This is a genomic window from Streptomyces sp. NPDC006624 (genome assembly GCF_040611555.1).
Classification (GTDB): domain Bacteria; phylum Actinomycetota; class Actinomycetes; order Streptomycetales; family Streptomycetaceae; genus Streptomyces.
Genome location: NZ_JBEXOM010000002.1, coordinates 406,550 through 431,419, shown reverse-complemented (window position 1 = coordinate 431,419; position 24,870 = coordinate 406,550). Strand labels below are relative to the sequence as shown.

Sequence of the window (24,870 nt, the reverse complement as noted above, 5' to 3'; positions counted from 1 at the left end):
TCTGCACGGTGACGTGACGGATGGGGCCGCACCGGCACTCCGTCACGACCGGGGGTTTTCGGATCTGGGGGGATCTGCTTGCTGACGTCTGTCTTCATCGCTGCCGTGTCACTGGCCCTGTTCTGGATGGCGGCGTTCACCCTGTGGTGGCAGATGCACGCCTGGCGCACGCCGGAAGTGCTCGCCTCGACGCGGTTCAGCAGCCCGGACGGGGACGAGCACGTCTCCTTCTCGCTGCTGCTGCCCGCCCGGCACGAACAGGCGGTGCTGGACCACACGATCCAGCGGCTGCTGGAGTCCGGCCACACCGACTTCGAGATCATCGTGATCGTCGGCCACGACGACCCGGAGACCACCGCCGTGGCCGAGCGGGCCGCGGCGCGTGATCCCCGGGTCCGGGTCGTCGTCGACACCCACGAGAGGAAAAACAAGCCGAAGGCCATGAACACGGCGCTGCCGCACTGCCGCGGTGACGTCGTCGGCGTGTTCGACGCGGAGGACCAGGTCCACCCCGAGCTCCTCGCGCACGTGGACCACGCCTTCCGCACCACCGGCGCCGACGTCGTGCAGGGCGGGGTGCAGCTGATCAACTTCCACTCCAGCTGGTACAGCCTGCGCAACTGCCTGGAGTACTTCTTCTGGTTCCGCTCGCGGCTCCACCTGCACGCGCAGAAAGGTTTCATTCCGCTGGGCGGCAACACCGTCTTCGTCCGCACCGACGTCCTGCGGCAGGCGGACGGCTGGGACCCGGACTGCCTCGCCGAGGACTGCGACCTGGGCGTCAGGCTCTCCAGCGTCGGCAAGAAGGTCGTCGTCGCCTACGACTCCGACATGGTCACCCGGGAGGAGACCCCGGGCTCGCTGATGTCCCTGCTGAAGCAGCGCACCCGCTGGAACCAGGGGTTCCTCCAGGTGTACCGGAAGGGCGACTGGAAGCAGCTGCCCACCCTCGGGCAGCGGCTGCTGGCCCGCTACACCCTGATGACGCCGTTCATGCAGGCCTTCACCGGCCTGATCATCCCGCTCAACGTGGCGATCGCGCTCTTCCTCGACGTGCCCGTCGGCATCGCGTTCATCACCTTCCTGCCGGCCGTCACCGCCCTGGTCACCTTCGTCTTCGAGATCGTCGGACTGCACGACTTCGGGAGGCAGTACGGCCTGCGCGTGCGGTTCGCGCACTACCTGAAGCTCGTGCTGGGCGGCCCCTTCTACCAGGTCCTGCTCGCCGGGGCGGCCGTGCGGGCCGTCTGGCGCGAGCAGCGCGGCCGCAACGACTGGGAGCTGACGACCCACGTGGGCGCGCACCTCGACGACACGGCCCGGCAGGACGCTCCCGTGACCCGAGAGGACGTTCCCGCGTGACCTCCACCCTCCCCGCGGTGACCGGCCCGAAGGTCCCCGCGCAGCGCACAGCCGTGCCCGGCACCGGATCGCGGCAACGCCCGCAGCCGCCGGGCCGGCTGCGCTCCGCACGCTCCGACCTGCTCCTGTGCGGCGCGCTCCTGCTGGCGATCCTCGTCGTCCAGGGCTGGAACATCGCCGACTACCCGACCCTCAGCGACGACGAGGGCACCTACCTCGCCCAGGCCTGGTCGGTCCAGCAGGGCGACGGCCTGGCGCACTACACCTACTGGTACGACCACCCGCCGCTGGGCTGGCTGCAGATCGCCCTGCTGACCTGGATCCCGGCGCTGATCAGCCCCGAGTCCATGACGGTGGGCACGATGCGCGCCGCGATGCTGGTGATCAGCGGCGTCAGCGCGGTCCTGGTCTTCGTGCTGGGCCGCCGCCTGGCGCTGCCCCGCTGGGCGGCCGGACTCGGCATGGCGCTGTTCGGGCTCTCCCCGCTGTCGGTGATCCTCCAGCGGGAGATCTTCCTCGACAACCTCGCGGTGATGTGGACGCTGCTGGCCTTCACCCTGGCCGCCTCCCCGAGCCGCCACCTCTGGCACCACTTCGGCGCGGGGATCGCCGCCGCCACGGCCGTCCTGACCAAGGAGACGATGCTCGTCGTCCTGCCCGCGCTGTTCCTCACCATGTGGCGCCACAGCCACCGGGACACCCGCAAGTTCGCCCTCACCGGAGCCGTCACCGCCTGCGCGCTGATCGGCTTCTCGTACCCGCTGTTCGCCCTGCTCAAGGGCGAACTGCTGCCCGGCGCCGGGCACGTCTCCCTCTGGGACGGCGTCACCTATCAGATGACCCGGCCCGGTTCGGGCTTCATCCTGGACCGGGGCTCCGGCTCCTGGGAGGTGCTCCAGTCGTGGCTCTACTACGACCGGATCCTGCCCCTCGGCGGCCTCGCGGGCGCCCTGCTCCTGCTGCTCACCTGGCGCTGGTCGGTCACCGCCCGGGCCCTGGCCGGACCGGCCCTGGCCGTCGCCATCCTCGCCGCGCTCGCCCTGCGCCCGAACGGCTACCTGCCCGCGATGTACGTCATCCAGGCCCTGCCGTTCCTCGCGCTGGTGCTCGCCGGCGGCACCGCCTCCGTCGCCCACGCGGTGCTGCGCCGCCGCCGCTCCGACGCGGAGCGGGGCTGGATCGCCGCGGGCCGGTACGCGCTCGTCGCGGTCCTCGCCCTGGCGGCCTGCGCCCTGGTCGTCCCGCGCTGGTACGACGGTGCCCGCACGGCCGTCACCACCGACGCCAACGCCCCCTACCGGGCTGCCGCGCGGTGGCTGGCCACCGAGGTGGACCACCCGGAGCGCACCCGGGTGCTGGTCGACGACGCGCTCTGGCTCGACCTGGTCCACCAGGGCTACCGGCCGGGCCTCGGCGTCATCTGGTTCTACAAGGCCGACCTCGACCCGGCCGTGACGAAGACGATGCCGCGCGGCTGGAAGGACCTCGACTACGTCGTCGCCTCGCCGACCGTGCGGCGGGACGCGGCCGACTTGCCCAACGTCAGGGCCGCCATGGAGCATTCCGACCCCGTCGCCACCTTCGGCACCGGCGAGGACCGCATCGAGATCCGCCAGATCCAGACGTCCGCCGGAGGCGCGCGATGAGCCAGGAGTCCACCGTCCCCGCCGAGGTCGTCGAGCCCGCCCAGATCCCCGAACCGGGCGCCGTCACCCTCGTCGTACCGACCTTCAACGAGTCGGCGAACGTACGGCGGTTGCTGCACCTGATCACCGAGTCGGTGCCGGCCAGGCTGCCCTGCGAGGTCGTCTTCGTGGACGACTCCACCGACGACACGCCCGAGGTCATCGAGAAGGCCGCGCAGGACTGCCCGTTCCCCGTGACCGTGCTGCACCGGCAGGAACCGGTGGGAGGGCTCGGCGGCGCGGTCGTCGAGGGCATGAAGGCGGCCACCTCGGACTGGATCGTCGTCATGGACGGCGACTGCCAGCACCCGCCGTCCCTCGTGCCCGACCTGGTCGCCACCGGTGAACGCGCGGGAGCCGGGCTGGTCGTGGCCTCCCGGTACATCAAGGGCGGCAGCCGGGCCGGGCTGGCGGGCAGCTACCGCGTGGCCGTCTCGCGCGGGGCGACCTGGCTGGCCAAGGGGCTCTTCCCGCGCCGGCTGAAGGGCATCAGCGACCCGATGAGCGGTTTCTTCGCGATCCGCCGCAGCGCGGTCACGGCGGAGGTGCTCCAGCCGCTCGGCTACAAGATCCTCCTCGAACTCGCCGTCCGCAGCCGCCCCCGCACGGTCACCGAGGTGCCGTTCGTCTTCCAGGACCGGTTCGCCGGCGAGTCCAAGTCCACCGCACGGGAGGGCCTGCGCTTCCTGCGCCATCTGGCCGGGCTGCGCAGCGCCTCACCGGCCGCGCGCATGGTCGGCTTCGGCCTGATCGGGCTGACCGGCTTCCTGCCGAACCTGCTGGGCCTGTGGGCGCTGACCGCGCTCGGCATGCACTACGTCCCGGCGGAGATCCTCGCCAACCAGCTCGGCGTCGCCTGGAACTTCCTGTTCATCGAGCACCTGCTGTTCCGTGAACGGCGCCGGCACCGGCGCTGGTGGGACCGGGCCGGGCGGTTCGCGCTGCTCGCCAACGCCGACCTGGTGCTGCGCATCCCGCTGATCGCCCTGTTCGTGCACCAGCTGCACCTGGGCGTGCTGTCCGCCACCGCGCTCGCGCTGGTGACGACGTTCGTCCTGCGCTTCGCCGGGACCGAAGCGCTGGTCTACCTGCCGCGCCGGGGCCGTGGGACGCCCGGGCGCGACGGCCGCACCGCGAGGAGAACCGCGTGAACCTTCGTCGCAGAACGACCGCACTGCTGTCCGTGGCGGGCCTCACCGCGGGCCTGCTGATGACCGCACCCCAGCCGGCCTCGGCCGCCAACCTCATCAAGAACCCGGGCTTCGAGACCGCCGGCACCGGCGACATGCCGTACTGCTGGAAGCAGTCCGGCTGGGGCGACAACGACTTCACCTTCACCACCACGACCGACGCGCACTCCGGCTCCAGGGCCATGAAGGTGGAGCTGACCCGCCGCGTCGACGGCGACCGCAAGGCCCTGATCACCGAGTCCGCCGAGTGCGCCCCGGTCGTGTCGCCGGGCAAGCAGTACGACCTCGGACTCTGGTACAGGACGACCACGCCCGACGCGGCGATCACGCTGTTCCGGCACGACACGACGGCCGGCTGGCAGTACTGGACCGACCTCAAGACCCTGGACCTGGCGGGCGACTGGACCGAGGCCACGGTCCGCACCCCCGAGGTCCCGGCCGGCACCGACCGCATCGCCTGGGGCGTCTCCGTCTACGGCACCGGCTCCGCCACCACCGACGACTACACCATGGACCAGGTCCCCGACCCGGTCCTGCCGCCGCAGTGCACGGGCACGGCGGAGCAGTGCGCGAACGGCGAGTGGGACGTGCTGCCCACCCGGAACCCGGTGCGCTCCATGCACTCCGTCGTCCTGCCGGGCGGCAAGGTGCTGCTCATCGCGGGCTCCGGCAACGACGAGTCGATGTTCGAGGCGGGCACCTTCACCTCGGCCGTCTACGACCCGGCGGACGGCTCGTACAAGATCATCCCCACGCCGAAGGACATGTTCTGCGCCGGGCACGTCCAGCTCCAGGACGGCCGCGTGCTGATCATGTCCGGCAACAAGGGCTACCCCACGGCGGACGGCCGGATCGGCTACCAGGGCTTCAAGGACTCGTACGTCTTCGACCCGGAGACCGAGACCTACACCAGGACCAACGACATGAACGACGGCCACTGGTACCCGTCGGCGACGATCCTCGGCAACGGCGACGTCCTCTCCTTCGGCGGGCTGCGCGAGGACTCCACCGGCTCGGTCACCGCCGAGCGGTTCTCCGAGGCCGAGCAGCAGTGGCAGCCGCTGTGGAAGGTCAACCAGACCTGGTCGTACTGGGGCCTGTACCCCTCGATGATCCTGATGCAGGACGGCCGCCTCTTCTACTCGGGCAGCCACGTCTTCGGCAACAACATCCCCGGCACCGGCTCGGCGATCTACGACTACGACGCCAACACCATCACCCAGGTCCCGGGCCTGCGGGACAAGGACGAGCGCGACCAGTCGGCCAGCGTGCTGCTGCCCCCGGCGCAGGACCAGAAGGTCCTCACCCTCGGCGGCGGCAACATCGACTCCAACCCGGAGGCGAACCGCCTGACCGACATCATCGACCTCAAGCAGCCGAACCCGTCGTACGTGGCCGGGCCGCCGATCCCGCAGGGGACGGTCGACCTGGGCGACGGACCCGTCCCTCAGACCGGCGACCAGGGCAAGATGTACCTCTCCGCCGTGCTCCTGCCCGACGGCAAGGTGCTGGAGACGGGCGGCGCGCTGCACAACCGCGCCAACCCGGTCTACGAGACGTCGCTCTTCGACCCGCAGTCGGAGACGTTCGACCCGGTGGCCGTCGACCCCGAGGCGCGCGGCTACCACTCCTCGGCGTTCCTGCTGCCCGACGGCCGCGTGATGGCCACCGGCGACAACCCGGGCAACGGCTCCTGGAACCACGACGTGTCGGTCTACAGCCCGCCCTACCTGTTCAAGGGCCCGCGTCCGCGGATCACCTCGGTCATCGACACCGAGTGGACCTACGGCGACACCCAGCGCATCACCGTCGACCGGCCCATCGCCAAGGCCGAGCTGATCCGCCCGGCCGCCGTCACGCACGCCTCCGACCCGAACCAGCGGTTCGTCGACCTGCCGCTGTCCGTCGACGGCGGCAACGTCGACCTGAACGTGACGAGCAACCCCAACCTGGCCCCGCCCGGCTGGTACATGCTCTTCGCGGTCGACGCCAACGGGGTGCCGTCGGTGGCGAAGTGGGTGCACCTCCAGGGCCCGCGGGCCCTGAAGGCGACGGACGCGGCGGCGCACGTCCACGACTTCGCCGACGCCCCGGAGGGCAAGGCCTCGGGTCCCGGCAAGAAGCGCACCGCGCAGAAGGTCAGCCCGACGATCTCCGGCTGCGACCGGCACTACGGCTCGGTCAACGTCTGCGTGCCGACGCACTTCCCGGCGGAGGTGAAGAAGACGACGGCCGCCCGCTGCGAGTGGCTCAGGGCCAACGACTACGGCCGGCTGAGGCTCAATGGCAAGGACGATCCGCTGGGCCTGGACCGCAATGGCGACGGCGTCGCCTGTGGCAGGGGGGATCGGACCGGGCGCTGAACGGCGCCCCGAAGGGGCGCGGGGAACTGCGCGACCGGCCACGACGGTCCCGCGGTTCCCCGCGGCGCCGCACGGTCAACGGCGCTCGGGACGCAGCGCCAATGCCCGCTCCACGATCTCCTCCAACTGCTCGTGATGCGCGCCGCGCCAGTACGCCCGCCCGCACTGCGCGCACTGCGCGAACACGTCGTACGTGGCGTGCGTGCCGTGTTCGAGCTGGTCGGCCACCTCGTCCTTGGACGCCTCGCGCAGCACTCCGTTGCAGGCGGTGCAGCGCGTCCACGGCTGCAGCTCGGGCCGGAAGCGGTCGAGGACGTCGCGCAGTTGCTCCTCGGGGCGTGTGCTGTAGACGAACGCCCCGGCCCACAGCTCCCGGCGCCGCAGCAGGCCGCGGTCGCGGCTCAGCATGACCCGCCGCTCGGCCGCCGAACGCGCGGCCAGCGCCGGGTCGCCGATGTCGGTCGACTCGTACGCGGTGTCCACGCCGAGCAGCCGCAGCCGGCGGGCCAGCGTGCCGAGGTGGACGTCCAGGAGGAAGCGCAGGGGCGCTCCCGGCACCCGCTGGGGGCGTTCGACCGTCCGCACGGTCACGGACTCGCCGGCCGTGGGGACGTGCGAGACGGGCACCTCGCGGCCGTCCACGAGCAGCGCGCCCACCTCCGTCAGCGGCACGCCCAGCGACTCGACGACATGGCCCAGGCTGGAGGCGCCGTCGGTGGTGGCCCGCACGGTGCCCGTGCGCCGGGCCCGGGGGACGAAGACGTGCAGCTCGGGGGCGAACTCGACGTGGATCTCGGGACCGTTCACCCGGTCAGGATGCCACGGGGCGCGGCCGCACGCCGGTGGGTTTCGCCCGGCCCGTGACGGGTGCGGGCCTCAGCGGTGAGGAAGGTTCCGGAAGGTCGCGAGGGTGCGGTCGACCAGTTCGGGAAGATCCTCGCGGAAGTCCCCCTCGGCCCAGTACAGCGTGGCCTCCAGCAGGGCGCCCATGAGCCCCATGGCGTAGGTCCGGACCTCCAGGTCGTTCTCGTGCCGCCCGGTGCGCTCGGCCAGGGCCCGGCACAGCAGGCGTCCGGTGACGGACATGCTCTCCATCAGACGGGAGCGCACCGCGGGCACCTCGGCCATCAGCCGGACGCGCAGCATCATCTCCTCCGGGCCGAAGTCCGGGTTGTCGGCGAGGGCCAGGACCATCGACTCGCGGATGGCCCACCGCAGCGACTCCAGCACCGGTTCGTCGGCCGGGCGCCCGCGCAGCAGGTCCTCCACCATGGGGTCGTACTCGTCGGTGAGGACGATGTCCTCCTTGGTGGGGAAGTACCGGAAGACGGTGCTCGGCGAGACCTCGGCGCGCTCGGCGATCTGCTCGACGGTGGTGCTCTCGTACCCCTGCTCCCGGACCAGGGCGTAGGTGGCCTGCCTGATCGCGTGCCGCGTCTTGATCTTCTTCCGCTCGCGCAGGCCCAGCGGGCGGCCGGCCTCGGGAACAGGGGTTCGCGCCGTGGTCATGCTGTTCATTGTCGGTCATCGGACTCCGGCGGGACCACGGCTCAGGCCTCCGGCGCCGGGACGCCGCGGCGGCCGGGCAGCAGCAGTGCCGTGAGTACCGCGGTCAGCAGGGCGGCCAGTGCGCAGACCAGCAGGATCCTGCCCATGCCGGCCACGTACGCGGCGTCGGCGGACCGGGCGAGGCCCGCGAGCCCCAGCCGCTCGGCCACGGCGTGCGCCCCGCTCACCGACTCGCGGGCCGCGCCGGCCGCGGGAGCGGGCAGGCCGGTGGTGTCCAGACCGTCGCGGTACGCGCCCGCGGCGAGGCTGCCGAGCAGGGCGATGCCGAGGGCGGCGCCGACCTGGCGCAGTGTCATCAGCAGGCCGGAGCCGCTGCCGGCCTGCTCGGCGGGGATGCCGCCGAGGGCCGTGTCCATGGCGGGCACCATGGCCAGCCCGAAGCCGAGCCCGGCGACGGTCAGCCACAGCGCGGTGAACCCGTACCCGGTGCCGGGCCCGGTGCGCGAGCCGAGCAGCGCGGCGCAGCTCAGCACCGCCAGGCCCGCCGTGACCACCGGGCGCGCGCCCAGGCGTGCCACCAGGGCCGTGCTCGCCCGTGCGGACACCATCAGCCCGGCCATCATCGGCAGCAGCCGCAGCCCGGTGCCGAACGCGTCGGCGCCGCCGACCTCCTGGAAGTACACCGGCAGCAGGAAGAGCAGGCCGGAGAAGACGAACGTGCCGAGCGTCGCGGCCAGGGTGGGGAACAGGAAGGCGCGGCGGGCGAGCAGCCCCAGGTCGAGCATCGGGCGCGTCTCCCGGCGCTGCCGCCTCACCAGGACGGTCAGCAGCACCGCGGCCACCGCGAACGCGCCGAGCACCGGGGCGCTCGTCCAGCCCCGCTCCGGCGCCTCGATGACGCCGAGCACGAGGGCGCCCAGCCCCAGCGCGCTGCACGCGGCGGACAGCGGGTCGACCCGGGGCGAGGAGGGGTCGCGGGACTCGGGGAGCAGCAGGAGGCAGGCCGCGATGCCGAGAGCGGCCATCGGGACGTTGATCAGGAAGACCGAGCCCCACCAGTAGTGGTCCAGCAGCAGCCCGCCGACCAGGGGTCCCAGCGGCAGGCCCGCGGCCATGGCGGCGCTGACCGCGGCGACGGCCTTGCCGCGTTCCTCCTCGCCGAACATCGACGGCAGCACCGACAGGCCGAGCGGGACCACCAGCGCGGCCCCCAGCCCCATCACGGAGCGCGCGGCGATCACCAGCGCGGGGGAGTCCGCGAGCGTGCCGCCCAGCGAGCCCGCGAGGAACACCGCGAGCCCCGCGACCAGCATCCGGCGCCGCCCGTAGCGGTCGCCGAGCAGTCCGGCGGGCAGCATCAGCGCCGCGAAGACCACGACGTACGAGTCCACGATCCACTGCAGCTCGCCGGTGCCGGCGCCGAGCTGCCCGGCCAGGGCCGGCAGGGCCACGTTGAGGATCGTCAGGTCGAAGCCGAGCACCAGCATGCTCGCGACCAGGGCGCCCAGCGCCCACCAGCGTCGGGGGTCGGGGGGAGCGGCGACCGTTGGAGTGACAGCAACCATGAAATGAAAGTAACTCTCAAAAGAGAGTCACCGCCAGGTGTGAGGGCGCAAAAAAAGGGCCACGGCCCGTCGGCCGTGACCCGGTGCTGTGCTCGATCGGCGTCAGCCGTGCTGGTACGCCACCAGCGAGATCCCCACGTAGTGCGCGATGAAGGCCGCCAGGGTGAAGGAGTGGAACACCTCGTGGAAGCCGAACCAGCGCGGGGACGGGTTCGGCTTCTTGATCCCGTAGACCACGCCGCCCGCGCTGTAGAGCACGCCGCCGACGATGACCAGGACCAGGACCGCGATGCCGCCGGTGCGCATGAAGTCCGGCAGGTAGAAGACCGCCGCCCAGCCCATCGCGATGTAGCAGGGCGTGTACAGCCAGCGCGGGGCGCCGACCCAGAAGACGCGGAAGAGGATCCCGGCCGCCGCCGCGGCCCAGATGCCCCACAGCAGCCACTGACCCTTGGCGCCGGGCAGCAGCAGCATGGTCAGCGGCGTGTACGTGCCCGCGATGATCAGGAAGATGTTGGCGTGATCCAGGCGGCGCAGGACGCCGTCCATGCGGGGGCTCCAGTTGCCCCGGTGGTACAGCGCGCTCACGCCGAACAGCAGGCAGGCGGTCAGTGCGTATATGCCGCAGGCGATCCGCCCTCTGGTCGAGTCGGCGAGGGCGGTCAGCACCAGGCCCGCCACCAGGGCGGCGGGGAACATGCCGAGGTGCAGCCAGCCCCGCAACTTGGGCTTGACCGGGTGCGGCAGGGAGAGCGCCTGCGGGCCGCGGCCGTCGACCGGCGGGTCCTCGGGCGCGTCGGGGGCGAACGCAGTCATGGCCGAATGGTAGCTACGGAACCGTAAGTGACGTATCAGTCCTGCCGTTTGGTCGACGAAGAGTGGCCGGCCTCTCACTCTGGCCGAACGATGGTTACGCAAACGGTTCGCATGGTGAACGCAACGTGCACGCAAAGAAGCGCGGAGAAACCGTGGCGATCCTCACGTCGCTCACCTGTGCGCTCCTCTGGACAGATGGGCGCGGGCGTCGGATGATCAAATGAGTGCGGTCGGCACCGGATGAGCGCCAAGATCTCCGTGAAGCATCCGGGTCGCAGCCCCCACGGGGCCTCCACCTCAACAAAAAAACCCTCATTTAGGAGCAATCGTGGCGCGCGACATCGCGGCTCCCACCGTCCCCACCACTCATCAGGGACTGATCTCGTGGGTCAACGAGATCGCAGAACTGACGCAGCCGGACAGCGTGGTCTGGTGTGACGGATCCGAGGCCGAGTACGAGCGACTGTGCGAGGAGCTCGTAGAGAAGGGCACCTTCCGCAAACTCGACCCGATCAAGCGCCCCCACTCCTACTACGCCGCCTCCGACCCCACCGACGTCGCCCGCGTCGAGGACCGGACCTTCATCTGCTCCGAGAAGGAGGAGGACGCGGGCCCGACCAACCACTGGAAGGCCCCCGCCGAGATGCGGGAGATCTTCCAGGGCTCCGGCGGGCAGGGCGGCCTGTTCCGCGGCTCGATGCGCGGCCGGACCATGTACGTCGTGCCGTTCTGCATGGGCCCGCTCGGCTCGCCGCTGTCCGCGCTCGGCGTGGAGATCACCGACTCGGCGTACGTCGCCGTGTCCATGCGCACGATGACCCGGATGGGCCAGGCGGTCCTCGACGAGCTCGGCTCCGACGGCTTCTTCGTCAAGGCCGTGCACACCCTGGGCGCCCCGCTGGAGCCCGGCCAGGAGGACGTCCCCTGGCCCTGCAACCGGACCAAGTACATCTCCCACTTCCCCGAGGACCGCGAGATCTGGTCCTACGGCTCGGGCTACGGCGGCAACGCCCTGCTCGGCAAGAAGTGCTACGCCCTGCGCATCGCCTCCGTCATGGCCCGTGACGAGGGCTGGCTCGCCGAGCACATGCTCGTCCTCAAGCTGACCCCGCCGCGAGGCGAGGCCAAGTACGTCGCCGCGGCCTTCCCGAGCGCCTGCGGCAAGACCAACCTCGCCATGCTGGAGCCGACCGTCCCCGGCTGGACCGTCGAGACCATCGGTGACGACATCGCCTGGATGCGCTTCGGCGAGGACGGCCGCCTCTACGCCATCAACCCCGAGGCCGGCTTCTTCGGCGTCGCGCCGGGCACCGGTGAGCACACCAACGCCAACGCCATGAAGACCCTCTGGGGCAACTCCGTCTTCACCAACGTCGCCCTCACCGACGACGGCGACGTGTGGTGGGAGGGCATGACGGAGGAGACCCCGGCCCACCTGACGGACTGGAAGGGCAACGACTGGACGCCGGAGTCCGGCACCCCGGCCGCCCACCCCAACGCCCGCTTCACCGTCCCGGCCTCGCAGTGCCCGATCATCGCGCCGGAGTGGGAGGACCCCAAGGGCGTGCCGATCTCGGCGATCCTCTTCGGCGGCCGCCGCGCCACCGCCGTCCCGCTGGTGACGGAGTCCTTCGACTGGAACCACGGCGTCTTCCTCGGCGCCAACGTGGCCTCCGAGAAGACCGCCGCCGCCGAGGGCAAGGTCGGCGAGCTGCGCCGCGACCCGTTCGCGATGCTGCCGTTCTGCGGCTACAACATGGGCGACTACATGGCCCACTGGGTCGACGTGGCCAAGGACAAGGACCAGTCCAAGCTGCCGAGGATCTACTACGTCAACTGGTTCCGCAAGGACGACGAGGGCAGGTTCGTCTGGCCCGGCTTCGGCGAGAACAGCCGCGTCCTGAAGTGGATCGTGGAGCGCCTGGAGGGCAAGGCCGAAGGCGTCGAGACCCCCATCGGCGTCCTGCCGACGCGCGAGGCCCTCGACACGGACGGGCTCGACCTCGCCGCCTCCGACCTCGACTTCCTGCTCACGGTCGACAAGGAGGTCTGGCGCGAGGAGGCCGCCCTGATCCCCGAGCACCTCAACACCTTCGGCGACCACACGCCGAAGGAGATGTGGGACCAGTACCACGCGCTGGTCAAGCGCCTGGGCTGAGCCCCACCCCCGAACTCCGCGGCCGGTCAGGACCGGGATATGCCCTGACCAGCGATCGTCACGTCACGACCGGCCGCGGGACGCATTGGCGGGGCCCCGCACAACGGCGTGCGGGGTTCCGGGACCGGCGCCGCCCTCCGTCCGCCCCGACGGGACCCGCGGCGACGGGCTCACCCCGCCCCTTCGGCACGGCCCGCCCGTCGGGCTCACGAACGTGCCGAGGGCTGAACGAGTGCTCCGGCCGGCCTCTGCAGGCCGGCCGGAGCACTCGGCCTTGACCTGTGTCAGGCAGGCCCTGGTGCCGCGGGCCTGTTGACCTGCGCGCCCGGGCGACCTGCGGCCCTTCAGGCCGCGTCGGTGTGGTGAGCGGTGAAGGTCACCTGGGTGTCGTCGCTGTCCAGGGCGATGTTCAGCGTCGCGTCCAGAGCTTTCGCCAGCTTGGCGAGAAGCGGCAGTGTGGGGATGGTGTCGGAACCCTCGATCCGGGAGATCTTGGCCTGGGTGAGTCCGGAGCGCTCGGCCAGCTCGGTCTGGGTGAGCCCGAGCTCCGTCCGGCGGTCGTAGACAGCCTTCGCCAGCGCCATGGACAGCCGGATCTCTCGCCGCGCCTCGGTGACGTCTTCGGACTCGGTGAAGCCCTCCACGAGCTTCCGTTCGCGCAGGCTCTTCCACCGGCTGTGGCTCATCTCTCCACCTCTCCCTCGTCGATGATGCGGATGAACTCCTCGTGGGCCCGTTCGTGTTCCGCCTCGCAGACCTTCTGTGCGAGTTTTGCCCGCCTGACTTCAGCGTCCTCCCGCGTCCTCGTCTTGCGGAAGACGGTCAGCAGGACTGCGGTGCGGCTGGGGGCGCGCCAGTAGGTGATGCGCATGGCGGCGCCATCGATCGTCGGGCGCAGTTCCCGGACTCCGTCGCCGAGGTGCCGGGCACAGGGCTCACCGAGCTCGGCAGCGTGCTCCGCCAGCAGTCCGACATACTCGTCGATCTTGAGGAAATGCCTGGCGGTCGACATCTGCTCCTCCAAGCCGATCACGGGCGCCGTTCAAGCGGACGCCACCGACGCGACACCACAGCCCGGGGCGACACCGTCTTCCGGTGCCGCCGATCCCAGCTCGCACCAGACGGTTTTGCCTGTGGGGCCGTGTGCCACACCCCACCTCAGCGCCAGCGCGTCCATCAGGGCGAGCCCTCGCCCCGACTCCTCGTCGGCGCTCACCGTCGCGCGCGGAACGGGCCGTGCATGCCCATCGGGATCGCTGACCTCCAGCCGCGTGCCACCGCAGCCGTCGCACCACACCCGCACGGTGACGGGGACGCCCTCCCCGACGTGCCGGATCACGTTCGTGACGAGTTCGCTCGCGCAGAGCTGGACGTCGGCGCCGAAGTCGCGCAGGGCGTGCCGGACCCCGGACACCTCGGCCGGTGCCGCGAGCAACTCCAGCGTCACCGCCGGCCGCATCACGCCGCCCCCTTGCGGAGGGCTGCCGTCAGCGCCTGGGCCGTGAGGAGATTGCAGTTGCCGAGCGCGATCAGCGGCCGGACCGGGCAGCGGGCGGCGAAGGCCGGGAGATCGATGCCGAGGGACGGCAGGGTGATGCCGTGTGCGGCGAGCGCGGCTCGCAACTCCTCGACGCGGGCGTCGGCTTCGGCGGGGCTGTGCATGGGGTTCACACCTTCCAGTGCGCTGTGTGACGAACTCCTCACACTCTGGCGCCGACCGCCGTAGCGTGACAGCCCATCGGCATCCCGCGCCTGAACTGCGCGTACGCGCCGCGGGCTTCGGTAGCGGGTGGTAACGGCACACCAAGGACGGTGAACGATGGGGCAGCGCAAGGACATCGACGGTTCGACGGGCGTCCCGACCTTCTACGGCAGCGAGTTGCGCTGGAAGCGGGAGGAAGCGGGACTCACCCTCCAGCAGTTGGTCGAGGGCAGCTTCTACGGCCCGAGCCACCTCAGCGAGATCGAACGCGGCACACGCCGGATGCCGGCGGAACTCGCCGAGCACGTGGACAAGGTGCTCGGCACGGACGGCTTCTTCCGGCGGCGGTGTGAGGACGTGCGGCGGGCGAAACGGCGGGGGCACGCGAGCTACTTCGAGCGGGTGCTGGAGGCGGAGCGGCACGCCAAGTCGATCGAGGAGTGGTGCCCGACCCTGATCCCCGGCCTCCTGCAGACGGACGCCTATGCCCGGGCGCTGGTTCGCGCGGCGATGCCGCTGGCTCAAGACGAGGAGGTGGAGGAGAAGGTCAGCGCCCGACTGGCGCGGGCCCGCCTCTTCGAGGACAACCACAAGACGCCCATGTACTGGGCGATCCTCTCCGAGGTGCTGCTGCGGCAACCGGTTCTTCCCCCGGAGCAGACCGCCGAACAGTTGGAGCACATCGCTGCTCTGGCGCGTCGCCGTCGGATCGTTCCCCAGGTTCTTCCGTGGAACTGCGGGCCGCACCCACTCATGATGGGGATGGCGAAGGTCATGACCTTCCTCGACGCCCCACCGTTGGTCTACTTGGAGTCTCAGCACAGCGGAGACACAATCGACGATCCGGCTCTCGTGGAGGAGTACCGCCGGTCGTACGATCTGCTCAGGGCCGCCGCACTGCCACCCGAGGCGTCCCTCGCCCTGATTCAACAAACGGCTGAGGATGTACGAAATGGCATGCAGCGCAATTGACTTGAGCACTGCCGTCTGGCGCAAGAGCAGCTACAGCAACGGGACTGGCGGCGACTGCGTCGAGGTGGCCGAGGCCTTCCCCGGCGCCGCCCGCTGGCGCAAGAGCACCTACAGCAACGGCGACGGCGGTAACTGCCTCGAAGTCTGCGACGCCCACACCGCCGTCGTCCCCGTCCGTGACTCCAAGGTGCCCCACGGCCCGGTCCTCACCGTCACGGCCCCGGCCTGGACGGCCTTCGTCACGTCCCTCAAGTCGGCACCTCGGCGCCCCACGGTCGGCGTGTCCTCCTTGCCCGTGTGATCTTCACAGCTGTTGCGCGCTGGACTTCAAGGACATGGCGTTCTCCCCGGACGGCACCAGGGTCGCCGTGGCCGACGCGGCCTTCGTCACCCGGCTGCTGAACGCCGACGACCTGTCCGACGCGCCGGCCGGCTACCCGGCCCTCCGCGTCCCGGAGGGCCGCCTCGGCCCGCGCGCGACGGCACGACCTCGTGCGTCCCGGGGCTCAGCTCCTCTCGGTCATTCCCCCTGACGAAGACCGGACCCGCGCACGGCTGGATCATCAGGGCAGGAATTCCCAGAACGGGCCGTCAGGCGCCCGGTCCCGGGCGCACAACGTCACGTCCCTGCCCTTGAGATAGTCCAGCAGCCACTCACCGAACGTCATCTCATAGAGGGTCCAGGCCGGGCTGTCGAACTCCTGGACGACGACGCGCCAGGGCGACGCGCTGCCCGGCACGCGGAGGAAGACCGCCTCGCCGGTCGTGGCCGTCGCCACGGGTATCAGTTCCCCGGGGTTCGCGCCCACCGGGCTCGGCAGGAACTCCGCCATGTCCTCTTCGCGCCAGAGTTCGAGATCCCCGCGGATGTCGTCGCCCAGACTGTGCAGCAGGTGAGGTGCGGGGTGCGTCAGATACAACTGCCCGTTGATCTGGATCGAACCGTAGGCGTCCACGACCTCACGGAAGTCCGCGGGGAACGCGATGCCGAGTTCCTGTTCCAGTTCGGTCCAGGGAGCCGGATCGGACCAGTTGAACCGGGGTTCGCCCAACCGGGCCCGGATCGCTGCGAGTGTCGTCGCCATCTGCTGCCCTCCCTCCGCCCGGCTCACAGCTCGATGACGGTTCGGGTGATCAAAGGCCGGTCCCACAGAGCGAGGAGCTCGTTGGCGAGGTCCAGGACCGGGAGCGGGTGGCGTTCGCCGTGCACCGTGATGGAGGCCGCCGACAGGCCCCGCGGGACCGCGCCCGCGTCGAGCAGGGCGCGCCACTCGTCCGGGCCGAGGCTCAGGTACTCCAGGCCGGTCAGGCCGGCGATCTCCAGGGGGTCGGCCAGCGTGCCGGGGTAGGCGCTGAGGGTCCGCAGACGGGGGAGGCCGACGACCGGGGCGAGGCCGATCGGCTCGCCGTCCCACACTCCGATGCCGAGCACCTCCAGGTCGGGATGGGCGGCGGCCTCCACACTGTCCAGGGCGCGGACGTTCACCCGGGCCACCACGGGGCTTTCCTGCTCGCGCCCCGTGTACCAGTCGTCGCGGCGGTTCACCACCATGTCGGTGAGGGAGTCGGCGCGCAACGAGGCGCCGATGGTCCGCTCGTGGTCGATCATGATGACCTGCCCGGTGTGCCCGCCCGGGCCGGGAGTCAGGTCGAGGGCCACCCGGTCCCCGCCGCCGTTGTCGCCGAAGACGATCCAGCCCGGTGAGCCGACCAGGCCCTGCACGGCGGCGTCCGGCGCGGTGACGACGGCGTCCTTGGCCGCGAACTGCCAGGGGCAGGGCCGGGATTCCGCGTCCGCGACGTACAGCCCGTCCAGGGAGAACAGCTCGCAGCCGACGGCGTCACCGACGCGGTCCGCCGCCTCGTAGTCGTCCCCCCAGTCCTGCCACCGTGCCCGGGTCACGCGGTACAGCGCCTTGAGTTCCTCGGGCAGCGTGACACCGAGGCGCGCCTCCGCCTCGGCGATCTCCGCCTCGGTGGCGCCGACGGCGTCGGGGAGCCGCTCGCGCAGGGTGCGCTCCAGCAGCGCCGGGTCGGCCGACGGGGCGGGTGCCGCACCCGGCACCGCCTCGGGCAGACGCCGCCAGGGCTCGGGGACGGCGCCCTCGACCAGCAGGAGGGCTCCCAGGTAGGGGCTGGTGAAGCCGGTTTCCACGGCCGGGCCGCGGTCGACCAGATGGAGCAGCGTCCGCCCGTCCGCCGCCGTCTCCACCATGAACGAGACGTCGGCCGCGCCGTCGGCCTTGAGAGCGGCCTGCACACGCTGCACGGCGGTGAACTCGTCCTGCATGTCCTCCACCTGGGCGGCCCGCCCAGGTGCCGGGCGCGGCCGGTGGACGGGGACGCTCCAACTGCCGTGACCGATCTGGCCCGTCACGCAACCACCCGGCGCGGCGAGGCGGTCCGCATGGGAAGCCCGCACGAGGTGGAGCAACGGCTCCCAGGTGGCGACGTCATGTATCGAGGACAACGGTGCTCTCCGGTCCGCAGATGGGCTGGTCGGCAGATGTCCCGACCCGTGATCACTGTGCGAGGCGATCCTAGAGTCGGCCGCTGACAACGCGGCCGCGTGCGGCCGTTCCCGGCCCGGAACGGCAACATTGCCCGGATCTTGACCGGCGCTGCAGATTCGTCAGTCGACGTAGTACCGGTCGTAGCCGGCGGAGCGCTCCTCCACTGAGAAGCCCTCGAATTCACCGTATGCCTCGAGCTCGCGCAGACGATCCAGTGCTGCCGTCGCAGAAGGTGCGCGGTTGGCCGAGAGGTGGGCCTTCGTCGCGTCGAGCCCGTGCCCGAGCAGGAATTCGATGTCGATCGAGCACGCTGCGTCGAAGCTGGCTTGCTTCGCACTCCAGATCAGGAGCACGTCGTCGAGGTCGCCGCTGTTGAACAGCTGGAAGCAGCAGAGCCTCATCAGCTCGGTGTCGCCCTCGCCCTGGGCGCGTCGTTCACGCGCCGTGTGCTCTCTGAGGAGTGCACGGATCTCGTCGAGGTCCGCGCCGACGGGGCGAGGCCCGTAGCGGCGCCAGCTTTCCCTGGCATCCATCGCTGGCCTCCTTGATCGTCGGGCCCGGGCCCGTGGCCTATCGGCTCCATCCATCGCCGTTCGGTCGGACGACGGTCCCTCTGCCGGTCACAGTATGCGCACCGAGGGTCGGCCCATGTGGGTCGGCGGCCACCAGCGCCGGTGACCGATGGCCCACGCCACCCGACATCACCCAGGCAAGTTGCGCATCGTTGCGGTTGCCGGGCAGCGGCTGGCCGACAACGACGACGAGTCGGGAGTCGGCGTCAATGACGACCTGGTGGTTGGTGGAGTACCGGTAACTCTTCGACTGCTCGGCGATGGCGTGGTCGCGGGCCGGGACCAGGGTGCGGTCCACGATCAGCACGGCGTCCTGGCGGAACCTGCTGCGTTCGCGGAGCGCGAGCGACGGCCCGAGGTGGTCGAAGACACGGTTGGCGGCCGACTTCGACACCCCGACGCGCGGGGCCAGTCGGCGCCGGGTGAGATCCGTGCGCCAGATCCAGGTCGCATCCGGCACCGTGGCCGACCCGGTGAACCGGACCTCCCTGGAGGCCGATGTCGTGGTGCTCGGGGCGATCGGTCAGGATCAGGGCATCCTGCTGTCCGTCGGCGAGGCCAAGTGGCACAAGGTCATGCACCTCGGGCACCTGCAACGCCTGCACCGCATCCTGGAATTGCTGAAGTCGAGAGGCGTCGACACGAGTCAGGCCGGACCCGCCTGCTACAGCGGCGCCGGTTTCGACCCGGAACTAAGGGCGGCCGAGAGCCGAGGCGAGGTGGTCCTCGTCGACCTGCAACGGCTGTACCGCGGTTCCTGATGCCTGACGGCCGGGTGGAGGTCGCTCGGGGCGACAGCGGTACCGAGTACGTGGCACCCGGTCCGCGCGTCGCTGCGGGTGCGCGCGGACCGGGGCCGTCAAGGGGAGCCCTCCTGGGCTCAGCGGGACGCGAGTTCGCGCGGGTCCAGGGCCGCCGTGTGCGCGTCCATCCGCTCGGCGGCCAGGATCGCGGCCGCCGTGTCGGCGCGGGAGGCGGCGACGACCAGCGCGCGGCCCGCCAGGGCGTGCGCCCGCCGGTGCAGGGCCGCGGCGCCGCGCTCGCGCCGGGTGCCGCTCAGCGGGGCGCGGGCCGGTGCCCGTCCCCCGCGCAGCCGCCCCACCTGCTCCGCGAGCCGCTCCGCCGCGGTGTCCAGGTCGGCGGAGGCCTCCGTCGCGCGCAGCTCGTCCGTGACGGCGAGCAGGGCGGCGAGGTGCCCCGCGAGCTGGATGTCCAGCTCTTCCTCCCGGGAGCGGTGCGGGAAGTCGGGGTTGGGGCCGTCCACCGTGCTGTGGACCGACTTGGTGCGGATCGGTTCGTACATGGGAGGGCCTCCTGAATTCTTACCGGAAGCCATCCTAGCTTAGATTTCGTCTAAAGTTGAGTTGTTCACAAAACCGGACCGCCCGCGCACGAAGGGTGAGCGGGCGGTGTCGGTATCGGCGTGGGTCAGGGCTGGCCGTACCCGTCGAGGAAGCGGCCGATCCGGCCCATCGCGTCCCGCAGGTCGGTGACCGAGGGCAGGGTCACGACCCGGAAGTGGTCCGGCTCCGGCCAGTTGAAGCCGGTGCCCTGGACGACCATGATCTTCTCGCGGCGCAGCAGGTCGAGGACCATCCGCCGGTCGTCCTTGATCTTGAAGACCTTGGGGTCGAGGCGCGGGAAGAGGTACAGCGCCCCCTTGGGCTTCACGCAGGTCACGCCGGGGATCTGGGTGAGCAGCTCGTAGGCGACGTCCCGCTGCTCGCGCAGTCGCCCGCCCGGCAGCACCAGGTCGTTGATCGTCTGGCGCCCGCTGAGCGCGGCGACGACCCCGTGCTGTCCCGGCATGTTCGCGCACAGGCGCATGTTCGCCAGGATCGTCAGGCCCTCGATGTAGGAGTCGGCGTGGGCGCGCGGCCCGGAGATCGACATCCAGCCCACCCGGTAGCCGGCCACCCGGTACGCCTTCGACATGCCGTTGAAGGTGAGGGTGAGCAGATCGGGGGCGACCTTGGCGGTCGGGGTGTGCACGGCCTCGTCGTAGAGGATCTTGTCGTAGATCTCGTCGGAGCAGACGAGCAGGTTGTGGCGGCGGGCGATGTCGGTGAGCCCCTTGATCATCGCCTCGTCGTACACGGCCCCGGTCGGGTTGTTCGGGTTGATGATCACGATCGCCTTGGTGCGGTCGGTGACCTTGCGCTCGACGTCGGCCAGGTCCGGCATCCAGTCGGACTGCTCGTCGCAGCGGTAGTGCACGGCGGTGCCGCCGGACAGGGAGACGGCGGCCGTCCACAGCGGGTAGTCGGGCGCGGGGACGAGCACCTCGTCGCCGTCGTCCAGCAGGCCCTGCATCGCCATCACGATCAGCTCGGAGACGCCGTTGCCGATGAAGACGTGCTCGACGTCCGTCTCGATGCCGAGGGTCTGGTTGTGCATGACGACCGCGCGGCGGGCGGCCAGCAGGCCCTTCGCGTCGCCGTAGCCGTGCGCCGAGGAGACGTTGCGGAGGATGTCCTCCAGGATCTCCGGCGGGCACTCGAAGCCGAACGCCGCCGGGTTGCCGGTGTTCAGCTTGAGGATCCGGTGACCGGCAGCCTCCAGCCGCATCGCCTCCTCGAGCACCGGGCCCCGGATCTCGTAACAGACGTTGGCGAGCTTGGTCGACTGGATCACCTGCATGTCTGGGAGCTTACGGCCCGGTAATGGCTCGCGGGTCGTGTTTTCCGCCACGTGAGACAAGGCGAATTGCGTCGATATCGCCGTCGGCTGTCCCACCAGCACCTTCGGTCCCTAGAATTCGCCGCCATGTCCAAGCCATTCGATTACGCCGACGGAGCGACGGGCGGCGAGCCGCAGGGCCCGCCGAACGTGTACCTGCCGCAGGGTGCTCCTCCTCCGGCGTACGACGCCTACCCGGATCCGGCGGCGGCGCACGGGTGGCAGGACGTGTACGACAGCGCGGACCCGGCGGCCGGGGGTAGCGCCGCGCACCCGGGCGGCGGTGCGCACGGCGCGGACGGCGCGGGCGACCCGCACACCCTCCCGTATCCCGGCGCCCCGGGGGATCCGCACGCCTCCCCGTATTCCGGCGCCCCCGGGCACCCCCACGCCCCCCTGCCTTCCGGCGCCCCCGGGTACCCGCACCCCGGCGGCCCGGACGACCCGGGCGCCGCCTCGGGCGGGACCGGCGCGGACGGCATCGGCGAGACCCGTGAGTTGCCGGTGGTGGCGGGGGTGCCGGTGGTGCCTGGGGTGCCGGGGGCGGTGGCGGCGCCCGCGCCGAGCCGGTCCGGTGCCGGGCGCGGCGCGCGGCGCAAACCGCGCCCGTGGCACTCGCGCCGTGTGGCGGTCGCTGCCGGAGCGGTGGGCGCCCTGTCGGCGGCCGTGCTCATCGCCGGGTTCTCCTTCTCCGACTCGTCCTCCGGTGGGACGCGGGGCGGCGAGGACGGCCGTACGGGTTCGTCGTCGAAGGAGTCGCCGGCCGTGACGCCCACCGGCACCGGTACGGCCGCCGCCTCCGACGCGCCGCTCGTCGCCGGTCCGGAGGATTCCGACGAGCCGTCCGGCGGCGCCTCCGCGAGCCCGTCGGCCGAGGGGAGCCGGTCCCCGTCCCCCTCGGCCTCGGACGACGCCGTGCCGCCTCCGTCCGGCGAACCGACGACCAGCGCCCCGGCGGCCCCCGCCCCCACGACCACCACCACGGCGGCGCCCCCCGGCCGGGCCGACGGAAAGCCCGGGCACGGTCCCGGCGGCACCAAAGGGCCCAAGTGACCCTCTTGTGAAGGGGGTTGGGGGGAGCCGGAAGGGAATCTGAGGTTCCGTTCGTGGAACAGGTTCTTGTGCCATCCCCTCTGCGACGATCACAATGCACATGACAATAGTGCGGGCGGCCGGAGGATTTCCGGCCGCCTCCGTCGCAAGAGGGGACCCCCCATGAGAAAACCTCTCGCCGCCGCGTTCTTCGCCCTGGCGATAGCCGGGGCCGGCGCGGCTCCCGCGACCGCTGCCGAGGCCGCCCCCACGGGCGTCGGCAAGGTCGCGGACACGGGCTCGGCCACGTCCGCCGTCTCGGACGTGGTCACGTCCGTGGAGCAGACGCTGGCCGGACTCAACCCGTCCGCCAAGGCGGTGAACTTCGCCGGCACGGTCGCGCTCAGCAACTGCTCCGGCTCGGTCGTCCGCATGCCGGACTCCGAGGACAACGACCCGGCGCTGGTGATGACCAACGGCCACTGCCTGGAGTCCGGCTTCCCCGGCCCCGGCGAGGTCCTCGTCGACAAGGCCTCCAGCCGCACCTTCAGCCTGCTGAACGCCTCCGGTTCGCGCGTGGCCACCCTGCGCGCCGCCAAGCTCGCGTACGGCACGATGACCGACACGGACGTCGCGCTGTACCAGCTCACCACCACGTACGCGCAGATCAAGAGCTCGTACAACATCAACGCGCTCACCCTGAACGACACGCACCCGGTCGCCGGCACCGCCATCAGCATCCCCTCCGGCTACTGGAAGCGGATCTACAGCTGCTCCATCGACGGGTTCGTGCCCACCCTGAAGGAGGGCGACTGGACCTGGAAGGACTCGGTCCGCTACACCTCCGCCTGCGACACCATCGGCGGCACGTCCGGCTCGCCCGTCGTCGACCAGGCCACCAACAAGGTCGTCGCCGTCAACAACACCGGCAACGAGGACGGTGAGCGCTGCACGGTGAACAACCCGTGCGAGGTCGACGCGAACGGCAACGTGACCGTCCGTCAGGGCATCAACTACGCCCAGGAGACGTACCAGATCCCGGCCTGCTTCGGGATCGACAACAAGCTCGACCTGAGCGCGAGCGGCTGCACCCTGCCCAAGCCGTAGGGCAGGGTGCCGGCCGGGCGGTCACGCGGGAGGAGTCCCGCGCACCGCCCGGCCCGCCAGCACGTCCGTGCGCCGGCCGTCCTCGATCACGAACCGGCCGTCGACCAGGACGTACGGGATGCCCGTCGGGAGCGTGCGGGGCTCCGCGAAGGTGGACCCCGCCGCGACCGTCGCCGGGTCGAAGAGGACCAAGTCCGCCCGGTGGCCCTCGCGGACCAGGCCCCGGTCCGGCAGCCCCAGCCGCGCCGCCGGGCGCGACGTCAGGTGCGCGACGCACTCCTCCAGCGTCAGCACCCCCAACTCCCTGACGTAGTGCCCGAGATAGTGCGGGAACGTGCCGTAGGCGCGCGGGTGCGGCTTGGCGCCCTGGAGGATGCCGTCCGAGCCGCCCGTGTGCACCCGGTGGCGCATGATCTCCCGGACGTTCTCCTCGTGCCCGACGTGCTGCAGGATCGTCGGCGCCAGCCGGTCGGCCAGCAGCAGCCCCCGTGCGGTCACCCAGGGCTCCTCGCCCCGCAGGGCCGCCGACTCCGCGATCGTCCGGCCGACGAAATCGGCCAGGGCCGGATCGTTCACGCCCGAGATCTCGATGGTGTCCCACTCGACGGGCACGCCGTGACAGCCGTCCGAGCCGGTGACCTCCAGGTCGTGCCGGATCCGCTCGGCGGTCCCCGGGTCCGCCAGCCGCTTCAGGGTCTCCTCGGGCCCGCCCTCGCCCGCCCAGCTCGGCAGCACGGCCGCCAGCGCCGTACAGCCCGGCGTGTACGGGTAGGTGTCGAGGCTGATGTCCGCCCCGGCGGCCAGGGCCTCGTCCAGCAGGGCCAGCAGTTCGGGCGCCCGGCCCTTGTTCACGCCGAAGTTCATGGTGGCGTGGGCGAGATGGAGGGAACAGCCCGCCTCCCGCGTCAGCGCGATCATCTCCCGGTACGCCTCCAGGGCACCGGCGCCGTAGGAGCGGTGGTGCGGGCAGTAGTAGCCGCCGTAGGAGGCCACGACCCGGCACAGCTCGGTCAGTTCGGCGTCCCGGGCGTACATGCCGGGCGTGTACGTCAGCCCCGACGACATGCCGACGGCGCCCTGCTCCATGCCCTCGGCGACCAACTGCCGCATCCGGTCCAGCTCCCGCGCGGTGGCCGGGCGGTCCTCCCAGCCGACGGCGAGGGCCCGGACCGTGCCCTGCGGGATCAGGTAGGCCGCGTTGACCGCGATCCCCCGGTCCAGCCGGTCCAGGTACTCGCCGACCGTGCGCCAGTCGAAGTCGATGTCGTCCCCGGGCCCGTTCCACCCGGCGATCGCCCGGCGCACCTCGCCGAGCGTGCGGTCGTCGACCGGCGCGTACGACAGCCCGTCCTGGCCGATCACCTCCAGCGTCACGCCCTGCGCGGCCTTGGCGCTGTGGTCGGGATCGCGCAGCAGCGCCAGGTCGCTGTGGGCGTGCATGTCGACGAACCCGGGGGAGAGGACCAGCCCCTCGGCGTCCAGCTCCCGGCGGGCCTTCGGCCGCTGGCAGCCGGCCGCCGCGGCCTCCTTGACGATCGAGGTGATCCGGCCGCCGTCGACGACGACGTCGGCCCGGTAGGAGTCGGCGCCGGAGCCGTCGACCACCTCGGCGTCCCGGATGACGAGCTCTTCCATCGCTTCCCGC

At 71.4% G+C, this 24,870-nt stretch carries 25 protein-coding genes and 1 pseudogene; 11 read left to right on the top strand and 15 right to left on the bottom strand.

Annotated elements, in window-relative coordinates:
• Window positions 1–78 precede the first annotated feature (78 nt).
• From ABZY20_RS05620 to ABZY20_RS05605, 4 genes are read left to right on the top strand one after another with little or no spacing between them, the layout of a single operon-like run.
• Window positions 79–1,362, top strand: a complete 1,284-nt coding sequence (locus ABZY20_RS05620; protein WP_356436975.1) for a glycosyltransferase — start codon at window positions 79–81, stop codon at window positions 1,360–1,362.
• Window positions 1,359–3,008, top strand: coding sequence for a phospholipid carrier-dependent glycosyltransferase (locus ABZY20_RS05615; RefSeq protein WP_356436972.1), 1,650 nt, complete (start codon window positions 1,359–1,361; stop codon window positions 3,006–3,008). Before ABZY20_RS05620 ends, ABZY20_RS05615 begins: the two co-directional genes overlap by 4 nt.
• Window positions 3,005–4,198 (top strand): glycosyltransferase family 2 protein, encoded by a 1,194-nt coding sequence (locus ABZY20_RS05610; RefSeq protein WP_356436969.1) that lies wholly within the window; start codon window positions 3,005–3,007, stop codon window positions 4,196–4,198. The genes ABZY20_RS05615 and ABZY20_RS05610 overlap by 4 nt, the downstream gene beginning before the upstream one ends.
• Before the next feature lie 59 nt (window positions 4,199–4,257).
• Entirely contained in the window at window positions 4,258–6,600 is a 2,343-nt protein-coding gene (locus tag ABZY20_RS05605) for a galactose oxidase-like domain-containing protein (RefSeq protein ID WP_356437410.1), read from the top strand.
• A gap of 75 nt (window positions 6,601–6,675) precedes the next feature.
• On the opposite strand, the gene ABZY20_RS05600 is transcribed toward ABZY20_RS05605, so the two are convergent.
• The 4 genes from ABZY20_RS05600 to ABZY20_RS05585 form a co-directional block, all read right to left on the bottom strand.
• On the bottom strand, window positions 6,676–7,407 hold the full coding sequence (locus tag ABZY20_RS05600) for a Mut7-C RNAse domain-containing protein (protein ID WP_356436966.1): 732 nt from the start codon (window positions 7,405–7,407) through the stop codon (window positions 6,676–6,678).
• Window positions 7,408–7,476: 69 nt separating this feature from the next.
• On the bottom strand, window positions 7,477–8,109 hold the full coding sequence (locus ABZY20_RS05595) for a TetR family transcriptional regulator (protein ID WP_356436963.1): 633 nt from the start codon (window positions 8,107–8,109) through the stop codon (window positions 7,477–7,479).
• 41 nt (window positions 8,110–8,150) lie between these two features.
• The gene (locus tag ABZY20_RS05590; protein WP_356436960.1) at window positions 8,151–9,674 is read right to left on the bottom strand and encodes an MFS transporter; all 1,524 of its coding nucleotides are present in this window, start codon (window positions 9,672–9,674) and stop codon (window positions 8,151–8,153) included.
• Between the two features lie 102 nt (window positions 9,675–9,776).
• Window positions 9,777–10,490, bottom strand: a complete 714-nt coding sequence (locus ABZY20_RS05585; RefSeq protein ID WP_356436957.1) for a hemolysin III family protein — start codon at window positions 10,488–10,490, stop codon at window positions 9,777–9,779.
• 328 nt (window positions 10,491–10,818) lie between these two features.
• Between ABZY20_RS05585 and ABZY20_RS05580 the strand changes: the two genes are divergently transcribed.
• Window positions 10,819–12,648 (top strand): phosphoenolpyruvate carboxykinase (GTP), encoded by a 1,830-nt coding sequence (locus ABZY20_RS05580; RefSeq protein WP_356436954.1) that lies wholly within the window; start codon window positions 10,819–10,821, stop codon window positions 12,646–12,648.
• Between the two features lie 344 nt (window positions 12,649–12,992).
• Here the strand turns inward: ABZY20_RS05580 and ABZY20_RS05575 are convergent, their stop codons facing one another.
• From ABZY20_RS05575 to ABZY20_RS05560, 4 genes are read right to left on the bottom strand one after another with little or no spacing between them, the layout of a single operon-like run.
• A complete protein-coding gene (locus ABZY20_RS05575) occupies window positions 12,993–13,334 on the bottom strand; it encodes a helix-turn-helix transcriptional regulator (protein ID WP_356436951.1) in 342 nt (113 codons plus the stop codon).
• The gene (locus ABZY20_RS05570; protein ID WP_356436948.1) at window positions 13,331–13,660 is read right to left on the bottom strand and encodes a type II toxin-antitoxin system RelE/ParE family toxin; all 330 of its coding nucleotides are present in this window, start codon (window positions 13,658–13,660) and stop codon (window positions 13,331–13,333) included. The genes ABZY20_RS05575 and ABZY20_RS05570 overlap by 4 nt, the downstream gene beginning before the upstream one ends.
• A 30-nt stretch (window positions 13,661–13,690) precedes the next feature.
• Window positions 13,691–14,107 (bottom strand): ATP-binding protein, encoded by a 417-nt coding sequence (locus ABZY20_RS05565; RefSeq protein ID WP_356437408.1) that lies wholly within the window; start codon window positions 14,105–14,107, stop codon window positions 13,691–13,693.
• Window positions 14,107–14,310, bottom strand: coding sequence for a hypothetical protein (locus tag ABZY20_RS05560; RefSeq protein WP_356436945.1), 204 nt, complete (start codon window positions 14,308–14,310; stop codon window positions 14,107–14,109). Before ABZY20_RS05560 ends, ABZY20_RS05565 begins: the two co-directional genes overlap by 1 nt.
• Before the next feature lie 157 nt (window positions 14,311–14,467).
• Here ABZY20_RS05560 and ABZY20_RS05555 point away from each other — a divergent pair, with 157 nt between their 5' ends.
• Genes ABZY20_RS05555 through ABZY20_RS05545 form a run of 3 tightly spaced genes read left to right on the top strand, consistent with a single transcriptional unit; the run spans window position 14,468 to window position 15,855 of the window.
• Window positions 14,468–15,322, top strand: coding sequence for a helix-turn-helix transcriptional regulator (locus ABZY20_RS05555; RefSeq protein ID WP_356436942.1), 855 nt, complete (start codon window positions 14,468–14,470; stop codon window positions 15,320–15,322).
• Window positions 15,303–15,623, top strand: a complete 321-nt coding sequence (locus ABZY20_RS05550) for a DUF397 domain-containing protein (protein ID WP_356436939.1) — start codon at window positions 15,303–15,305, stop codon at window positions 15,621–15,623. The genes ABZY20_RS05555 and ABZY20_RS05550 overlap by 20 nt, the downstream gene beginning before the upstream one ends.
• Window positions 15,624–15,657: 34 nt before the next feature.
• Window positions 15,658–15,855 carry a hypothetical protein gene (locus ABZY20_RS05545; protein WP_356436936.1) on the top strand — a complete coding sequence of 66 codons (198 nt, stop codon included), beginning with the start codon at window positions 15,658–15,660 and terminating at the stop codon, window positions 15,853–15,855.
• Between the two features lie 30 nt (window positions 15,856–15,885).
• Here the strand turns inward: ABZY20_RS05545 and ABZY20_RS05540 are convergent, their stop codons facing one another.
• The 4 genes and pseudogenes from ABZY20_RS05540 to ABZY20_RS05525 form a co-directional block, all read right to left on the bottom strand.
• Complete coding sequence (locus ABZY20_RS05540) at window positions 15,886–16,407, bottom strand: SMI1/KNR4 family protein (protein ID WP_356436933.1); 522 nt, start codon at window positions 16,405–16,407, stop codon at window positions 15,886–15,888.
• Between the two features lie 23 nt (window positions 16,408–16,430).
• Window positions 16,431–17,792: an SMI1/KNR4 family protein gene (locus ABZY20_RS05535; RefSeq protein ID WP_356436930.1), complete on the bottom strand. Its 1,362-nt coding sequence runs from the start codon at window positions 17,790–17,792 to the stop codon at window positions 16,431–16,433.
• 162 nt (window positions 17,793–17,954) lie between these two features.
• Window positions 17,955–18,368 (bottom strand): hypothetical protein, encoded by a 414-nt coding sequence (locus ABZY20_RS05530; RefSeq protein WP_356436927.1) that lies wholly within the window; start codon window positions 18,366–18,368, stop codon window positions 17,955–17,957.
• Between the two features lie 37 nt (window positions 18,369–18,405).
• Window positions 18,406–18,846 (bottom strand): annotated as a pseudogene (locus tag ABZY20_RS05525) (transposase); the annotation flags it as partial.
• A 34-nt stretch (window positions 18,847–18,880) separates the two neighbouring features.
• On the opposite strand from ABZY20_RS05525, the gene ABZY20_RS05520 reads away from it, so the two are divergent.
• On the top strand, window positions 18,881–19,168 hold the full coding sequence (locus ABZY20_RS05520; protein ID WP_356436924.1) for a hypothetical protein: 288 nt from the start codon (window positions 18,881–18,883) through the stop codon (window positions 19,166–19,168).
• 119 nt (window positions 19,169–19,287) lie between these two features.
• On the opposite strand, the gene ABZY20_RS05515 is transcribed toward ABZY20_RS05520, so the two are convergent.
• Window positions 19,288–19,710 (bottom strand): hypothetical protein, encoded by a 423-nt coding sequence (locus tag ABZY20_RS05515; protein ID WP_356436921.1) that lies wholly within the window; start codon window positions 19,708–19,710, stop codon window positions 19,288–19,290.
• A gap of 125 nt (window positions 19,711–19,835) precedes the next feature.
• Window positions 19,836–21,047, bottom strand: a complete 1,212-nt coding sequence (locus tag ABZY20_RS05510) for a pyridoxal phosphate-dependent aminotransferase (protein WP_356436918.1) — start codon at window positions 21,045–21,047, stop codon at window positions 19,836–19,838.
• A gap of 126 nt (window positions 21,048–21,173) precedes the next feature.
• On the opposite strand from ABZY20_RS05510, the gene ABZY20_RS05505 reads away from it, so the two are divergent.
• Both ABZY20_RS05505 and ABZY20_RS05500 read left to right on the top strand, forming a co-directional pair.
• Window positions 21,174–22,139 carry a hypothetical protein gene (locus ABZY20_RS05505; protein WP_356436915.1) on the top strand — a complete coding sequence of 322 codons (966 nt, stop codon included), beginning with the start codon at window positions 21,174–21,176 and terminating at the stop codon, window positions 22,137–22,139.
• Window positions 22,140–22,301: 162 nt separating this feature from the next.
• Window positions 22,302–23,225 carry a serine protease gene (locus ABZY20_RS05500; protein WP_356436912.1) on the top strand — a complete coding sequence of 308 codons (924 nt, stop codon included), beginning with the start codon at window positions 22,302–22,304 and terminating at the stop codon, window positions 23,223–23,225.
• 21 nt (window positions 23,226–23,246) lie between these two features.
• On the opposite strand, the gene ABZY20_RS05495 is transcribed toward ABZY20_RS05500, so the two are convergent.
• Window positions 23,247–24,860 (bottom strand): D-aminoacylase, encoded by a 1,614-nt coding sequence (locus ABZY20_RS05495; RefSeq protein WP_356436909.1) that lies wholly within the window; start codon window positions 24,858–24,860, stop codon window positions 23,247–23,249.
• Window positions 24,861–24,870: the final 10 nt, after the last annotated feature.

Excerpts from the sequence above, each read along its gene's own strand:
- ABZY20_RS05590 (WP_356436960.1), bottom strand. The coding sequence starts at position 9,674 with ATGGTTGCTGTCACTCCAACGGTCGCCGCTCCCCCCGACCCCCGACGC.
- ABZY20_RS05610 (WP_356436969.1), top strand. The coding sequence starts at position 3,005 with ATGAGCCAGGAGTCCACCGTCCCCGCCGAGGTCGTCGAGCCCGCCCAG.
- ABZY20_RS05585 (WP_356436957.1), bottom strand. The coding sequence starts at position 10,490 with ATGACTGCGTTCGCCCCCGACGCGCCCGAGGACCCGCCGGTCGACGGC.
- ABZY20_RS05570 (WP_356436948.1), bottom strand. The coding sequence starts at position 13,660 with ATGTCGACCGCCAGGCATTTCCTCAAGATCGACGAGTATGTCGGACTG.
- ABZY20_RS05540 (WP_356436933.1), bottom strand. The coding sequence starts at position 16,407 with ATGGCGACGACACTCGCAGCGATCCGGGCCCGGTTGGGCGAACCCCGG.
- ABZY20_RS05545 (WP_356436936.1), top strand. The coding sequence starts at position 15,658 with ATGGCGTTCTCCCCGGACGGCACCAGGGTCGCCGTGGCCGACGCGGCC.
- ABZY20_RS05500 (WP_356436912.1), top strand. The coding sequence starts at position 22,302 with ATGAGAAAACCTCTCGCCGCCGCGTTCTTCGCCCTGGCGATAGCCGGG.
- ABZY20_RS05555 (WP_356436942.1), top strand. The coding sequence starts at position 14,468 with ATGGGGCAGCGCAAGGACATCGACGGTTCGACGGGCGTCCCGACCTTC.
- ABZY20_RS05560 (WP_356436945.1), bottom strand. The coding sequence starts at position 14,310 with ATGCACAGCCCCGCCGAAGCCGACGCCCGCGTCGAGGAGTTGCGAGCC.
- ABZY20_RS05515 (WP_356436921.1), bottom strand. The coding sequence starts at position 19,710 with ATGTACGAACCGATCCGCACCAAGTCGGTCCACAGCACGGTGGACGGC.
- ABZY20_RS05550 (WP_356436939.1), top strand. The coding sequence starts at position 15,303 with ATGGCATGCAGCGCAATTGACTTGAGCACTGCCGTCTGGCGCAAGAGC.
- ABZY20_RS05495 (WP_356436909.1), bottom strand. The coding sequence starts at position 24,860 with ATGGAAGAGCTCGTCATCCGGGACGCCGAGGTGGTCGACGGCTCCGGC.
- ABZY20_RS05530 (WP_356436927.1), bottom strand. The coding sequence starts at position 18,368 with ATGGATGCCAGGGAAAGCTGGCGCCGCTACGGGCCTCGCCCCGTCGGC.
- ABZY20_RS05605 (WP_356437410.1), top strand. The coding sequence starts at position 4,258 with ATGACCGCACCCCAGCCGGCCTCGGCCGCCAACCTCATCAAGAACCCG.
- ABZY20_RS05505 (WP_356436915.1), top strand. The coding sequence starts at position 21,174 with ATGTCCAAGCCATTCGATTACGCCGACGGAGCGACGGGCGGCGAGCCG.
- ABZY20_RS05575 (WP_356436951.1), bottom strand. The coding sequence starts at position 13,334 with ATGAGCCACAGCCGGTGGAAGAGCCTGCGCGAACGGAAGCTCGTGGAG.
- ABZY20_RS05565 (WP_356437408.1), bottom strand. The coding sequence starts at position 14,107 with ATGCGGCCGGCGGTGACGCTGGAGTTGCTCGCGGCACCGGCCGAGGTG.
- ABZY20_RS05595 (WP_356436963.1), bottom strand. The coding sequence starts at position 8,109 with ATGACCACGGCGCGAACCCCTGTTCCCGAGGCCGGCCGCCCGCTGGGC.
- ABZY20_RS05510 (WP_356436918.1), bottom strand. The coding sequence starts at position 21,047 with ATGCAGGTGATCCAGTCGACCAAGCTCGCCAACGTCTGTTACGAGATC.